The 15,840-nt window shown below is 55.6% G+C and carries 8 protein-coding genes; 5 read left to right on the top strand and 3 right to left on the bottom strand.

Annotation, left to right across the window (positions count from 1 at the left end; genetic code table 11):
- The first annotated feature begins 100 nt into the window (after positions 1-100).
- Entirely contained in the window at positions 101-1,738 is a 1,638-nt protein-coding gene (locus Fuma_RS29215; protein WP_083732407.1) for an MFS transporter, read from the top strand.
- A 525-nt stretch (positions 1,739-2,263) separates the two neighbouring features.
- On the top strand, positions 2,264-3,733 hold the full coding sequence (locus tag Fuma_RS29225; protein WP_145944441.1) for a hypothetical protein: 1,470 nt from the start codon (positions 2,264-2,266) through the stop codon (positions 3,731-3,733).
- A 122-nt stretch (positions 3,734-3,855) separates the two neighbouring features.
- Here Fuma_RS29225 and tilS read toward each other — a convergent pair whose 3' ends face one another.
- Complete coding sequence (gene tilS / locus Fuma_RS29230) at positions 3,856-4,971, bottom strand: tRNA lysidine(34) synthetase TilS (protein WP_158521176.1); 1,116 nt, start codon at positions 4,969-4,971, stop codon at positions 3,856-3,858.
- A gap of 609 nt (positions 4,972-5,580) precedes the next feature.
- On the opposite strand from tilS, the gene rny reads away from it, so the two are divergent.
- The 3 genes from rny (at position 5,581) to Fuma_RS29250 (ending at position 13,046) form a co-directional block, all read left to right on the top strand.
- On the top strand, positions 5,581-7,119 hold the full coding sequence (gene rny, locus Fuma_RS29240) for a ribonuclease Y (RefSeq protein WP_077027229.1): 1,539 nt from the start codon (positions 5,581-5,583) through the stop codon (positions 7,117-7,119).
- Between the two features lie 115 nt (positions 7,120-7,234).
- Positions 7,235-8,848 carry a GntP family permease gene (locus tag Fuma_RS29245; protein WP_077027230.1) on the top strand — a complete coding sequence of 538 codons (1,614 nt, stop codon included), beginning with the start codon at positions 7,235-7,237 and terminating at the stop codon, positions 8,846-8,848.
- A gap of 232 nt (positions 8,849-9,080) precedes the next feature.
- Complete coding sequence (locus tag Fuma_RS29250; protein WP_077027231.1) at positions 9,081-13,046, top strand: hypothetical protein; 3,966 nt, start codon at positions 9,081-9,083, stop codon at positions 13,044-13,046.
- A 106-nt stretch (positions 13,047-13,152) separates the two neighbouring features.
- Here the strand turns inward: Fuma_RS29250 and Fuma_RS29255 are convergent, their stop codons facing one another.
- Both Fuma_RS29255 and Fuma_RS29260 read right to left on the bottom strand, forming a co-directional pair.
- A complete protein-coding gene (locus Fuma_RS29255; protein ID WP_077027232.1) occupies positions 13,153-13,848 on the bottom strand; it encodes a response regulator in 696 nt (231 codons plus the stop codon).
- A 100-nt stretch (positions 13,849-13,948) separates the two neighbouring features.
- The gene (locus Fuma_RS29260) at positions 13,949-15,769 is read right to left on the bottom strand and encodes a HAMP domain-containing sensor histidine kinase (protein ID WP_077027233.1); all 1,821 of its coding nucleotides are present in this window, start codon (positions 15,767-15,769) and stop codon (positions 13,949-13,951) included.
- Between the last annotated feature and the right edge of the window lie 71 nt (positions 15,770-15,840).

The raw sequence follows: 15,840 nt of genomic DNA on the forward strand, positions 1-15,840 counted from the left end.
TGTCCAGTCAATCGTGCCCGCGCGAACTGAACACAATTTTAATTGGTCTTTCCGCATCGACAGGCTCAGGCGAGCAGACACAAACCAGGAGACGCATTGAATGAGCGATGAACCAACGATCACACCGGGCGTGACCCCTAACGCTATGCGTTTGTTATGGGCCGGATTTACGGCGATCCTTGCGGCTGGCGTAGGATTCGCCATTCGCGGAGGCATTCTTGATAACTGGGGGACGGAATACGGTTTCAGTGGTAGTGAGCTTGGTGTCATTGGCGGTGCCGGATTCACAGGGTTCTGCTTTGGAATCATTATTGGCGGCGTGATTGCCGACAAGATCGGCTACGGCTGGTTAGTTGTCGCCGCGTTTGTCTTCCACGTGGTGTCTGCATTTGTGACGTTTGGTGCAACCGATGGAATGCCTAAGGACACGGCGTACAACTTCCTGTTTTGGGGCACCTTCCTGTTTGCTTTCGCAAATGGAACGCTTGAGGCGGTTGCGAATCCGTTGGTCGCAACACTTTTCCCCAACAATCGAACCCATTATCTGAACATCCTACATGCAAGCTGGCCGGCCGGAATGATTCTGGGCGGCGTCATGGGCTGGGTGTTGGATGACTACTACAAAGTCGGCTGGAAAATTCAGTTGGGACTGTTCTTGATTCCAACCGTCGTTTACGGGCTCATGTTTCTCGGCCAGAAAATGCCGAAGTCGGAAGCCTCAGAAAAAGGACTTAGTCTTGGCGAGATGCTGAAAGACGTGGGCCTGCTGGGCGGAGCCGTGGTGTGCTTCCTGCTGGCCAGATTCTTCGGCAGCGTTTTGGAGCCACTAGTGGGTTCGGCAGCAACAGCCGAGTACGTCGGCTATGGTATCGGCTTTGTGTTGCTGCTTGGCATCGGCGCGATCACAAAGTTTTCGGTCGGCTCTATGCTGCTGTGCGTTCTGTTTGTGACACACGCACTTGTGGGTGCTGTTGAACTTGGTACAGACGGGTGGATTCAGAACATCACAGGCAACATCCTGACATCTGAACAGGGTAAGATGTTATTCGTTTACACTTCCGCCGTGATGTTCGGCTTGCGATTCTGTGCCCACTTTATCGAAACGAAACTTGGCCTGTCGCCTGTCGCCCTGTTGCTTGTGTGTGCTGTGATGGCGTGCATCGGTCTGAACATGACCAGCAACATCGAATCGTTCAGTTACGCATTGATCGCGCTGACGATTTATGGATTCGGCAAGACATTCTTTTGGCCAACCATGCTGGGCGTCGCCAGTGACCGCTTTCCTCGAACAGGTGCGGTTGCGATCAGTATTATGGGCGGCATTGGAATGATGTCCGCCGGTTTGATCGGCTCACCGGGGCTCGGCTACTTCAAGGACCGGTACGCAGGCGAAGCATTGCAGGAAGTAGACGCTGAACTATACGCGGAATACAAAGCTGAAGAACCCAGTCGCTTCCTCTTCTTTGAACCGTCTCCAGGCCTGGACAGTAAAAAGGTGGGTGAGATTGATACTGAAGCTGCAGAGATTTCGGAAGACGAGCAGAAGGTGCTGCAGGCCTCAATCACCGGGGACCGCAAAACTCTGGTGGCAGACTCAGTGATCCCTGCCACCATGGCCGTGATCTTCCTGCTACTACTGTTGTACTTCAAGAGTATCGGAGGGTACAAGCCGATCACTTTGGCGGAGATTGAAGACGTCGACGAAGAAGTGGCCGCCGCTACAACGGCCGAATCCTGAGACGCTTCCACTGGTGGCGGAATGCTCAGTTCCGCAGATGACGTACGTCGCAATGCGTCAGTAAACACCGATTGACGCGTTGAAAACTAAACAGCCCGGCACAGTCTTGTGCCGGGCTGTTTTATTTGTCGCTGATGAAAACGGTTCGCTTGCCGTTGAGCCAGGCATTCCTGCGAAGTCGAATCAATCCACCTATGCGGCAGACGCTTATGTTTCGGCGACTGAAGTAGCGTGCGCACGGCAATCAATCGTCAGTCGGCGGTTCTTGGGCGCGATGCTCATTGGCCGGGTGGCCGGTGGTTGGAGTGAGGCACGAACGAAACCCCGGTACGCTGGGCGGACGCTTCGAATCTGGCTGCAATGAGCCGAACGGGCCACAGATGCGCACAGCGGGGTTTCCTTCACTTCGCTCAGTCCAACCGCGGCCACACGTCATCGGGCGGGTTCCATCGACTAACACAATGTTTCGAATTGGCGCGAACGAATTCGCATGGCAGAACGCTGTATTCCGCAGGAGGTCTCCACATGCGAAGATATTGCTGGTTTGTAGCGGCGATACTTATTTGTTTGATCCCGTCTGTCGCAGACGAGGAATTTGTCGATTCGTTGGGCCTGCCATCGGCTTGGCAACCTGATATTCCCGGACATGAATACAGGCCGTCCGACTTTGTGTTCCCGGATCTATTCGACAAGGCTGCCGCTGAACTGAAGCAGGCGATGGCCACTATTGAACGGTACGTTCGTGAACTTGAGTCTCTTGGAAAACAAGAAAAATCACGAGAAGTTCGTCGCCAACTGGAGCGCGTGCGACAAATGAGCGCAGGGGAAAAGTTCCCGTCGAGTGACACGCCGCGTCTGCACGTTGTCGGACTGTATGAAGGTGGCGGACCTCGCGACGACCGAGCAACGGTCCGAGTGACCGACACGTCTTCGCCGATCGTTCTGTGTGTCTGTGCCCACGACTCCGTTCATTGGTCTGTCGAGGCGACCGATGGCGTTCAAATTCAGCGCATCCTCGTTGCAGGGCACAGTCGACAGTTCGTCAATGCGTCCCCGGCCGGCGTTCCGGTGGAAGGGCGGTTATCTGATGATGGGCTAACAACCTGGAATTTTTCGGCGTATCACGGGATCTCCTGGCAGCACGTTCAGAATCGCTTGAAAGCCCTCACCGGATTGCCGGTCTTCACTCGAACCGGGACCTATGGAGCGGGCACCGATCCGATCGTGATCGGGCCGGAAAGAATTCTATGGCGACAAATGTTTCAGCGCAGCCTGTTGAAGGATCTCGCATGTGAGGCTCGCAGGTTTCACGCCTTCCATTTCGAAATCGACATCTGCCGAGCTGTGTGGCCTACCCTGGTTCGAATTGAACACGGCACAGACTCGATTGCTACCAGCTGTGTTTTTGGCCCTTACGCAAAGACTATGCAACCGGTCTCCGGTGACATCCATCGCCTCATCCCGTCACGCAACGACACCTTTCTGACGTTGCATGACTACGGGCTGGCAAAGGTAAATCCGGTCAGCGGAACTATCGAACCGATCGAACTTCGCGACTTTCCGAAGATGCATGGAGACTGGCCGATTGCTCTGGACAGTCGTCGAAATCGAATTTATCTGTGGGGGCATCACCTGATGTCGTTCGATCTGGACACCGGTCGCCCGCGCACACATCGGAAAGGAAACAGTGGCTCCGTTGTCTCTTTGGCCTACAGCGCTGACGATGATTGCCTGTTCGGTCTTACAGCTCCCTATGATGGCAATTCGTTTTCGTCCATTCGGCAGATCGTACACCTGAATCTGCGCGGTGCCGATATTGAGACGATTCCCCTGAGTACTCCGCTTCCAAATTCCGGTCGGCCAAACCTGTTTCTGGCTCACGACCGTATGGTGATTCAGTTTCCCGCAACAAAACAAACAGCCGGAATCAACTATGTGGTCGATCTGCAGACCGGCGAAGTCCTGTTTGCCTGCGAAAGCAAGCCTCGCAGCTAATCCATCCGGAAAGGTGAAGCCTTCGCCCTCCCGGTCCTTATAGGTCAGCCTACCGTCTGGCAACTAAGTCCGCCGGTACACCGGACGTGATCGACCCGTGCGAAAGTCGATTGTGACTCGCCTCAGGAAGATTCGGATACCGCCGTCAATCGCAGCAGGTCTCCTTCGCGGATCGCGTCAATCCCGCCGGGCAGTTGGAAGGACGTGTTGCGGCCAGCGAGGATTGCGGCACTGAGTCGTTGCCAGTGGGCGAACGTCATCTTTTGCCGAGGCCAGTTCAGGCGTGTCCATAATCGGGCGAGCGCATGGCGGAGGAGTTCTTCTTCAACTTTTTGCAGGCGACTGGCGTCGAGGCGGCAGATTGTTGGGTTGGATTCGAGGACGGCGTTGTTGAGCACATCGTCGGCCAGGCGGTCCAGGCTGCGAGCGGCATAGGCAGCTTGTTGGCTGAGCGACACTAGTGATTTCGCCACCTGAGGATTGAAGTCGCGAGCCAGCAGTGGGAGCAGTTCGTTGCGGATACGGTTGCGAGTGAATGCTGACTCACGGTTGGTGTGGTCTTCGCGGTATTCGTGATTGTGGATGGCAACGAATTCTTCAATGTCCGCGCGGCTGATGTTTAGCATGGGCCGCACGAGGGCGACTGGCGAATTTTTGCCGTGTCCCGGACTTTCCTCTTCAGTTAGTTGGCGGAGGCTGGAATTCCCTGCGCTGGTGATGCGCAGCGGGCGAGACGGCTGCATTCCGGCGAGTCCTCGCAGCCCGGTGCCTCGGATGACGTTGTGCAGAATCGTTTCTGCCTGGTCGTCCATGTGATGCGCTGTGGCGACACTGGCGAAGCCGAGACGCTGGGCCGTTTCACCCAGTAACTGATAGCGAGCCTTCCGGCAGGCTTCTTCAAGAGAGCCGCGGCTGCTGAGTTGCAGGCTGCCTTCTTCGATCGTTAGTAGCTCGAATGGAAGTTCGAGCTGTTCCGCCAGCCTGCCAACGAACTCCGCATCCGCCTCACTGCGTTCGCCACGCAGCCGATGGTTAACGTGTGCCACGACCAGTCGGTTGCCATTGCTTTCCGCGGGGAAGCCCGACTGTTGAGTCAGCCAGGCCACGGTGGCGTGCAGCAAAGCGACGCTGTCGACGCCTCCGGAAATTGCCAGCAGAAGGCCGCGTTCAGGGGCGCAATTTGCGGCTGTGTAGCCGCACTCCAGTGCGTCAAGAAACTTCACTGATGGTGTGCTCACTAAGCAATTCCTGCTTGATTTGCGATGGAACACACTGCCCTGGTTGAACGAGCCTGGGGCTTTGATAACATCACACGGTTGCCCTTCCGGCAGTGAAAATTTCGCTGTTTTGATGGGCTGGACGATAAATCAAGGTCTTCGGATCCTGCCGCAAAACTCAGAAAGACAGACTAGCTATTCTCGGCGGTCTCTTCGAGCTTGCGACCAAATTCGCCTCACTGCGTTCATGCTGTACAAATGTTCCCGCTCATTTTGACCCTGCTCTTCCTTGCACTGATGCTGCGGAAGTGCCGGACGGTTTCGGTGTGTTCGCTGCCCGACGATTGGTCGAGCATAGATAGCGACGATTGCACCAGTTCCGTCAGGCCCGCCGTATTTGCGATCAGCCTGTCGGAATGGCTTCGTTCTCTGTTTCGGCCGGAGCTTCGCGTTCCGGTGCGAGGGGCGTCGATGAAGTGTGCATTGCAGCCGACGAATTGGTCCTCGCACGACGCCGCTGTTCATCGCCACTCCGTGCCCGTTTTCAATCCGCACTGGATGCTGTCTCGCTGAGTCTACCGACATTGCGTCGGTTAGCAGGAACCGTCTTTTTCTAAACTGGACGTTTCCATGGAATATATCGGCGCCGCTGTGGCGGGCGTCGTTGGTCTTGTTGTGGGCTTCTTTGTTGATCGCATCATCAAAGGCGGCGCCTACAAGACACGCGACGAGATTCTGCAACAGGCATCTCGCGATGCCGACAATCTCCGCAAAGATCGTGAGATTGCTCTCAAAGAGGAAATGCTGAAGCGGCGGGAGAAACTGGAACTAAAGCTCGAAGAATCCCGCGACGCACTACGAAAACGAGAACGCGAAATCGACACTCGCGAAGTCCAGCTCAAAGAACAGAACAACGACTTCCGCAAGAAAGAACAGATGCTGCAAACGACGCAGCAAAAGCTGGCGGAACGAGCCAAAGCGATGGAAGCTCGACAGACTGAGCTAAACCGCCTGCTGAAGGAAGAACAGGAACAGCTTTACAAAATCAGCGAACTGAATCACGACGAAGCCAAGTCGTTGCTGCTGAAACGCCTCGAAACCGAGCTCTCCGACGAAGTCGGCGCTCTGATCATGAAGCATGAATCAGAGGTCAAAACGGAATGTGATCGCCAGGCTCGTGAAGTGATTGGCATGGCTGTCCAACGGTATGCGTCGGCTCATACTTCTGAGATCGCTGTTTCCACCGTCGACATTCCGAACGACGAAATGAAGGGTCGCATCATCGGTCGCGAAGGCCGCAACATTCGAGCCTTCGAAAAGGAAACCGGCGTTGATGTGATCGTCGATGATACGCCAGGCGTGGTCATCATTTCGGCCTTCGATACTGTGCGTCGTGAAATCGGTAAGCTATCGCTGGTCAAGCTGATTCAGGACGGCCGCATTCATCCGACTCGCATCGAAGAGATCGTTGCGGAGACTCAGAAGGAGATGGACGAACACATTCGTCGACTGGGTCTGGAAGCGTGCGAAGAAGTCGGCATTCGTGGCCTGCACGAAAAGATCGTGTACCTGATGGGCCGGCTGCATTTTCGAGTCAGTTACAGCCAGAACGTACGGCAGCATAGCGTCGAAGTGGCTCACCTGACTGGTCTGTTGGCTGAGCAACTTGGCTTGGATGGCACGCTGGCTCGACGTTGTGGATTTCTGCATGACATCGGCAAAGCGGCGGACCACGAAATGGAAGGTGGTCATCCCGCCGTTGGTGCGGAACTGCTGAAACGCTACGGCGAAAACGAAGAAGTGGTCCACGCCGCCTTTGGGCATCACGACGACATTCGTCCCGAACACATCTACACGGTGCTGGTTGCGGCTGCCGATGCGATTTCGGCCGCTCGACCGGGAGCTCGTCGCGAGACGCTGGAAAAGTACGTGCGACGTCTGGAAGAGCTGGAAGGTTTGGCCTGCGGTTTCCCTGGAGTCCAGCAGGCGTTCGCCGTTCAGGCCGGACGTGAGATTCGAATCATCGTGGACGCCGAACAGATCAACGATCGTCAGGCCAAAAAGATGACTCGCGATATTGCAACCGCGATCGAACAGTCGTTGACGTATCCCGGTGAGATCAAGGTAACCGTGCTGCGCGAGACCCGAACGATCGAGTACGCGAAGTAAATGTGAAACTCAGGAACAGTCTTACGACTCGTTCCGCACGGCAGGCTTGCGAGCCGTCGTTCAACCTGGAACGTTGTCTTGGGATCATCCCTCAACATCAACAAAAGCTGTGCTTATGTCTTCCTTCCTCGTTGTCACGATCGGGATACTCATCGTCCTGGGGCTGATTATCGGCCTGCGAATCAATGCATTTATCGCCCTGATCGTGGCCGCAATCGCGGTCAGCTTTCTGGCCGCTGACCCGGAGCCTGTCGACGGTGTCGAAGCGCCGCCGGTGTCGATGAAGGAAAAGCTGGATCGCGTGTCCCGCGAGTTTGGAAGTTCGGCGGGCAAGATCGGGCTGGTCATCGGCTTCGCCGCCGTCATCGGGGAAGCCATGATGCGCAGCGGTGCAGCTGACCGGATCGTGATGGCATTTCTGAGTGTCCTTGGCGTCAAGCGAGCTCCGTGGGCGCTGATGGGCAGCGGGTTTGTGTTGTCCGTACCGGTGTTTTTCGACACCGTGTTTTATCTGCTGGTGCCGTTAGCGCGATCGTTGTATGCCAACACGAAGAAGAATTTTTTGCTGTATGTATTGGCCATCTCTGCCGGTGGCGCAATTACGCACACTCTGGTGCCGCCGACACCAGGTCCGTTGTTCATGGCAGTCCGGCTAGGGGTTCCCGTCGGGCTGATGATTTTTGTTGGCAGCCTTGTCGCTTTTCCTGCGGCTTTGTCCGGTATCCTGTTCGCCACGTTTCTCGACAAGCGAATTAAGATCGAATCGTTAGAGGACAAGGACGAAACCACCGGCGGAATCGCCCGTGATCTTGAGAATACCGAGCCCACGGAGCTAAGTTCTCCCGTGCCATTATGGGAAGCGTTGTTGCCTGTCGTGTTACCCGTGATTTTGATTTCGGGTGACACCCTTGTCGACACATTGCAGGTCAAAGATGTCACTGCAGAAGTGATTCAGGTCGACGATGCGTCTTTACTGGCCAGTGCGGAAAACAATCCGACCTTTCGAATCGACCTGTCGCACTACGCGGATTTACCTGACGTGGGCGACACGGTTCACGTGACTCCGCAGCAGAAGCTTGAGGACGGCAATACCGCAGCGATTCCGTTCTCTCCTAATTCCTTTAACGACATCAAGCCGTACACCGAAATCGCCGGCAACCCGGGCCTCGCACTCTTGTTGTCCATGACGCTGGCACTGATCACATGGGTTCGCTGGAAGAAGCCGACCGGCAAAGAATTTTCGACGGCTGTGGAAATCGCGTTGCTAAGCGGTGGTCTTGTAATTCTGATCACGGCGGCCGGTGGTGCTTTTGGGTCGATGCTGAAAGTGACCAACATCGCCGTCGACATCAAAGCTCTGTTTGAAGACAGCAATGCCGTCGGCCTGACGTCGCTGTTTCTGGCCTTCGGAATGGCGGCCTTGTTGAAGGTCGCTCAGGGGTCAAGCACGACTGCGATGATTACGGTTTCCAGCATGATGGCATCCTTCGGGCTGACGGAAGCTGAGCTGGGGTTCAATCTGGTTTACATCTGTACGGCGATCGGTGCCGGATCACTGATAGGGTCGTGGATGAATGACAGCGGATTCTGGATCGTGGCGAAAATGAGCGGCCTTTCAGAAACCGAAGCCTTAAAAACGTGGACGCCGCTGTTGATCGTGCTGGGCTGTGTTAGCCTGACCATGACCATCATCCTGTCGATGGCCATGCCACTGCTGTCTGCCGGTTGACGAAATCGAATTTATTGGACACAGTGACACCAGTAAATGGACGCGAATTCGCACCAAATCTGGCACGATTTCATGAGCCTGCGTCAACGTCCTCCAGCGGTTCAAACAGCACCACACATGAGTCCATTAGTCGAAGTGCAAAATCAGCGGTTCACCGCGATCTCGTTGCCGTAACAATACTGTTGTCAGCCCACAATTTCGCCGTCGTTTCAGTTCCCTTAAAGTTTCCCGAATGTCCCGCACCGCTACAGATAACGAATCGCGAGAGCAGTGTTTCCGTGACCTGCTGGGTTATCTGAATTTCTCTGACGGCACGCCCGGCAACCGATTTCGTGTCTGCCTGAACCAAATTCTGACGACTTCCGACCTGCCTGAATTGCCTCAGGACTTGAAGGTGGAGCTGCTGCAGCAACTGAAGACGCTGGCCGAGGCTGGGGAATCTGCATTTCAGGAAGTCGCTCAAGCCGAACGAGCGATTGTTTCGGCCATTGACGTCGTCATTCCGGCCTATCGACAACATCACGCGGACCTGCTGTTCCACCTTCAACCGGACGATTTTCGTCAGCCATTTTTTCTGGCCCTGGTTTTTGAAGCCACGCTGGCGGCGAGTCACGAAACGGGATGGGACGACTCTGCGGCACTGGCACAGGCCGCGCTGAAGCGACTGAATAACTATGTGGGCTACCGGCCTGTTGCGATCCTGGAAAACGGCCGTCGTATGCAGGTCTATGACCACGAACGGTTCTGCCCTGCTCCGCTGTATCTTAAAGGCGTCGGCGTGGCGGCCGGACCGTACCGAAGGCTGATCGAAGCGACGCTCGGTTTTATCGGCAATCTTCCGGAAGACATGACCGGTCCGGCTCACTTCAGTCTCGACCGACTGGAAGAACTGTGCCTGGATATTCGAGCTCATGATCACCTGCATCCGGTGAACAAACGCACGAACTACATGTTTGGCGAATGGGACCCGGAAACGATCGACACCAAAGGCTTCTATAGCCGCTTTGTCGTGCGGCGTATCATTCTGGAATCGTTGCAGCGTTGGATGGATGCGCCTTCAGGCATTCCCGCCGAAGAGCGATTGTTTGATGCATCGGCCGTGTTGGCAGGCACGATTTTGATGGCGTCGGCTATCAGCGGCGCGGGCCCGGAGACTTACGATTCCTCCGTTTCGTTGACGTCACTGTTGCCCATGGTCGCTCGGCAACGAGATCACTTTTATCAATCACTCCTCGAAACCAGTTCCGGCAGTCGCCGCAAGCGGCTTACGATGAGTGCTCAGGAATCGAGGCAGCCATTCGGGCATGTGCGGCATCAGTTGAACATGTACCTGTCTCAGTATGGTGCCAGTCAGGTCCAGCACCGGCACCTTGCAACGTTTTATGCCTCACTCGGATTTGAAGAAGCGGCCTGCGAAGAGGCGACCGTCATACCGTGTGCGTCGGCGCGATTCGAATCCGAAATTCAGTCGCGACTGATGCTTATTCAGCGAGCTGTCCGGTCCAGCGATCTGGCGACCGCTCGAACGTTGCTGACAGAATGCCTGGATCTGCTGCACCGAGGCATCCATTGCGGCGCCCTGGTGGACCCATGGAATATTCTTGGCTTCCAGGGCATGTTCCCGCTGTTCGTGGCTCGGGAAGACGCCATTCCGGATAACCGCGTCGAAGTGCTGATCGAAGTGATTGAGCAATTGTTTGACGCATCGTCAGCGATCATGGCCGAAGCGGCGGCGACCGGACAGCGAGAACTTCATTTTTCTGTGGAACGTGATTTTCAGACACTGGCCGAAGAATGGGACAGCTACGCCACGACCACTGTATCTGACCTGCCTGAAGTGCGTGGCGGCGAATCATTGCAGGCCGCTCAACACGTAGCCACCGCGCTGACCGAATGGCGCACGGCCGGAGAATCTGCAGGCGATATTTCGTTCTGGCGGGAACACGTTGGCCATTTCGAATCGCCTCGCAGTTTCGCTCAGGTGGTTCATGCGTTGCTCGACCGCGGCGACGGTGTAGCGGCCATGGGACTGCTGATGCAGTGGTTAAGTCTGGCCGAAGAAATGGGGCTGGAATCCGGCAGCCATTCCATGCACAACCTGTTGCACCGGTTGTTGCGAACGATCAACAAGAACGACGATGACGCGAAACAGTGGCAGATGCTAAGGCGACTGTTTGCGTTTCTGGAAGCCAACGCGGGTGCGTTCTGGGAGGTGCCCTCGCTGAAGGAATATGTTGATCGACATCGGAAATCGGACAATCAGGAATCCGCAGCCGACAACGATGGCGGACTGGACCTTGACCACCTGTTTGATGAAGACGGCGACGAGGAGTCAGATCTGTTTCAAGCCGCTTATGACGACGTTGTCTTTCGCGACAGCGCCGACGACGGCAACGATTCCGACACCGTTGATGAAGGCTACGGGCCGGGCACGACGGAGTTTGAAGTCATTTATCGGCAGATCGAACCACGTCTGAAGTTCCTGCACACGCTCGGGTCATTGTGGAGCAGCGCAGCAGTCGCGCTGTCGCAGCGGGCACAGGATTCTGCCGATACGGATGAGCAGCAGCAACACCTGCGGGAATGGCTGACGTCCATTCGCCTCTTTCTAAAAGAGCTGGGGCATCTGGTCACAGAAGTCCGCGATCACGAAATCAAAACGTATTCGGCGGACCTCGACGCCAACATTGAGTACGACATTCAGATGCAGTCGCGTTTTTTGCTGATGCAGAATGCGATTTCCACCACGGTCGAATTTCTGATGGCTGAACGCATGCTGTGTTCAGTTCTCGCAGACGGCGAAAATCTGCCCGGGTCAGGTCGCGATTTTGATCGGCAGCTTGTGGTCATGCTGCGAGCCGTTTTGACCAGCGACGCGGCGACCGTGCGTGAAAATTTTGGTCGTTTTGCAACGGCATTGCAGCGGCGTCCGTTGCTGTATGTTCCGTTTGAGCATGGCGGACAGCCGACCGGTATCCTGAAAGCTCGCACGCTGCAGGCCGTTATTCGCATGCTGCTAAGCCAGTTGCCTCGACTGGGCCTGATTGAAGAAACGTACCGTCTGCTGCAAACGGCCTTCAAAATGGAGCGCACGTCACGGCCGCTTGGGCAGGCCGTCACAGAATTCGACCGGCTGTTCCGCATTGGTCTCGCCTGTTCTGTCGAAGCCCTGTTGCACGCAGCCAGTCGTTGGAAAACGTCAACCACTCGCCAACGTCGCAGCGTGTTTCGCCGATTGCAACGTCTGCTGGACGCGTATCGCGAATTGTGGTCGGCTCACAGCAGTTCGATGCGGCTTTCGGTCGTGGAAGAACTGAACGACAGCGACCGAGCTGACGAAGTGCGTGAGTTTATCGAAACTTACGGCGAAGATCTGTTTCACACACGTATGCTGACGTTGGGAAATGCGCGAGCCATCGTGCATCACGGGGCGGATTCGCTGCTGGACGAACTCGAGCAGAATCTCTCTGTTGTACAGCCAGTGAAAATCGTGGACGACGTGACCGCCGGTGTGATCGGCCGTGACGAAGCCACAGAAATGATGGAATTTGTTTACGAAGCCGTCGTCGATAACTTCGACCGATTTCTGGAATACAACACCACGACGACGCATTCTGATTACGGCAACCGCTTGTATTGCCTGTTGGATTTTCTACGGCTGGAATCGTTGTACGACCGATTTAACTGGAACAACATTCCGTACCAGATTGCTCACGAAGCGGCCGTGCGTTTCGGGGCGGACGATCTCGCCGGGGAGATTGAAGCGGAACTGCGAGACACAACCTTCGAAGTGGCCGATTCGCTGGTCGATGAGTTGCAGGATCTGGAAACGGAATACGGCGTCCAGCTTCCTACGCTGCACGACCATGTGCACGAACGCATCGTGGGAGCTCTATCTGTCAACCGCATGACGGCTCGCGTCGGTCGCTGCAGCCCCGGATTGAGTGGCGTGTCAGAAGAAGAAGCGGCCGACCACTTTCGCATATTGCGACAGGAGATTGCCGATTTTATGGAAGGTCGACTGGGGTCCGGAATCGAACCGCCCGACTGGATGCATCAACTCGCTCGCGAATTTGAACGGGCTCACGATGAGCACGCCGGGCTGATCGCAGAATCATTGACCAACGTCGACTTTCAGCGTGTGACTCAAAAAGAAATCGACCGTCAGTTGGCTCGCCTGATACCGGATGATGAATAAGTGCCGCCTGGCAGCATTCGTGAGCGCGGCGGTTGACTGGACGCCGACTGGCGGTGCATTAAGCCAAAGCTGATTCAGAATCGCTGGCACCAGCAGGCAGCGTGATCTATCGAGAATCTGACGGGTGGCGAAATCTGTACCCGAAGCCGCGAACCGTTTGAACCACGTCGGCGTGAGTGTCCAGTTTCTTTCTCAGCGATCGCACATGAACATCGATCGTTCGCTCAAACACCAACGCATCGTCGCCGAGGGCGACATCGATGAGTTCGCTGCGAGTAAAGACGCGTCCCGGTTGCCGCAACATGCACTCCAGCAAACGAAATTCACTGCGCGTTAGATTTACAACGCTCTCGTCGACTGTCACTCGATGCCGGACAGGGTCAATTGTTACGCCCTGGCTGGCAATCACCGGGACGGCCTGCGAATCGGCGTCGCGACGACAAAGCGATTTGACGCGTTCTAGCAGGATCTTAACGCTGAATGGTTTGGTGACGTAATCGTCGGCACCAACGCCGAAACCAATCAGCTGATCCGATTCTTCCGCCTTAGCAGTCAGCATCAGAATGCGAGTCGTTCTGGTGGTGGCATCGGCTCGCAACTGTCGACATGCCTCAAGCCCATCGAGTACCGGTAACATCAGATCCAGCACGATCACGTCAGGTTGTTTGGCTCGAGCCTGAGTCAGACAGTCTTGTCCGTCGTGGGCCACAAGTACCTCGTACCCTTCGCGCTGAAGGTTGTACATGATGACTTCCGCCAACGATCGGTCATCTTCGACAATCAGGACAGTCGTTTTTGCCATCGCTCAATTCTAATTTGCGTGTTTCGTTGTGCCGTGACGGCGACGTACTATTAAGAATCAAGTGTAAAGAAACGATTAAGAAACACTGGCGTAGCCTCGATTACGCCGATTGGCAGTTCATTCTAGCTTTGGGCAACCGTATACGGAACGTGCATCCTTCACCTTCAACGCTTTTTAGTGTCACAGACCCACCAAACGCCTGGCAGAGGTGTTTGACGATTGACAGTCCCAAACCGGTTCCGCCAAGTTCCCGCGACCGGGCCTTGTCCACGCGATAGAACCGCTCAAAAACCCGCACCTGGTGTTCGGGCGCGATGCCGACACCGGTGTCCTGGACCTCAATTTCAACGAAGTCGTTTTCGTCACGCCACCGTACATAGACTCGACCACCTTCGGGCGTGTATTTGATCGCGTTGCCAATCAGGTTGTCCAGAATCGTATCAAGGCCGTCTTCATCGGCCAGCACCGTCAGATCTTCTTCAGGCGCTTCGATCAACAGATCAATCTGTTTTCGCTGAGCTGGTTCAATATGACGGGCACAACAGCCTTCCACACTGCGGCGGATCAATACCTGAATGATGTCGAATGCTTCTTCCCCCGATTCAACACGCGCAATTTGCAGCATGTCCAGAATCAGTTGGTGCAGGCGTTCGGCCTGTTCTTCGATGCGAACCAGGAACCGGATGTTGTTTTCCCGATCATCCATCGCGCCCAGGCGAAGTGTTTCGGCGTAGGCGGTGATAGACGCCAGCGGCGTCTTGAGTTCATGAGAAACGTTGGCAACGAATTCGCGTCGCAGGTTTTCCAGACGGCGCAATTCTGTGATGTCATGCAGTACCATCACCACTCCGGGAGGTGGGTCACCAGGCAGACAGGTTGCTCGAACGGCCAGGTCTCTGCGCGTTTCGCCGACTGATTCAAATTCAGACTGAACCGGATCACCGGTTTCCAGACACTTGCGGACCACCTTATGAAGCCGACGACTAAGCACTGCTTCCTGCAGCGGGCGGCCGACTTCGCTGTCCGGGGCAAAGCCGATCAGCAATTTGCTGGCGTCGTTTGCCAGGACGATTCGCTGGTCAGCGTCGACCGCGATAACACCTTCATGCATGCTGCCCAGCACGGTCGAAAGCTGTTCGTTGTTTCCTCTCAGCTGTCGAAACCGCCTGGCCAGTTCCGACTGCATTTGGTTGAACGCAGCGGCAAGAAAACCAATTTCGTCATTACTCCGCACTGGCAGGGGGGCTTCGTCGATGCCGTTGGCGATCGCCTGTGCGCGGTTTGTGACTTCCGCCAGAGGTGTGATGATTCTTCCCACGATCACATACGTCAACCCAGTTGCGATGGCTCCAAAAAGCAATGCGAGGGCCCACAATGAACGCTCGACAGCGGCCACGCGTTGGTTGATTGTGTTCAGCCGAACGGCAACTCGAACAAACGCTGTATCTCCGGACGTAGTCTCGATTGCCAGCGCCAGATAGAACATGTCGATCTGCAGAGTCGGACTGGCTCGGGTTGCTGTTCCCTTGCCTGTGGCCGCGGCCGCAACAATCTCCGGCCGTTTTGCATGGCTTGTCATCGTTGACGGATCGTGATCGGAATCCGCAAGAACTTCGCCTGTTGCATTGACGATAGTCAGGCGAGTGTCGGTTTCCCCAGCCAGTTGGCTTATCAGCTGTTGCAGCTTCCTCCGACTGGCCTCGCGTGTGTCCTCAGAAGAAGCCTGGTCCAGCACGTCGTTCGTCAATTGGGCCGCGTGACTTCGCAGCACAACGGCTGTCTCGAAGAGTCGCTGTTCAACCTGTCGATTGATTTCGCTGCGCTGCGCCGACATCAGAATCAGCAGGAACGCGATGGCCAGCATCAGGTTCATTCCCACCGAAATCAGGAACAGCTTCCAGAACAGGCGGGACGTTCGCACCGAGAGGCCTTGTGAAAATCAAAGTTGGATTTAGTTTATCGCGCGGAGTTCATTGACCAGTCGCGAAATTG

Origin of the sequence: Fuerstiella marisgermanici, assembly GCF_001983935.1 — a bacterium.
Classification (GTDB): domain Bacteria; phylum Planctomycetota; class Planctomycetia; order Planctomycetales; family Planctomycetaceae; genus Fuerstiella; species Fuerstiella marisgermanici.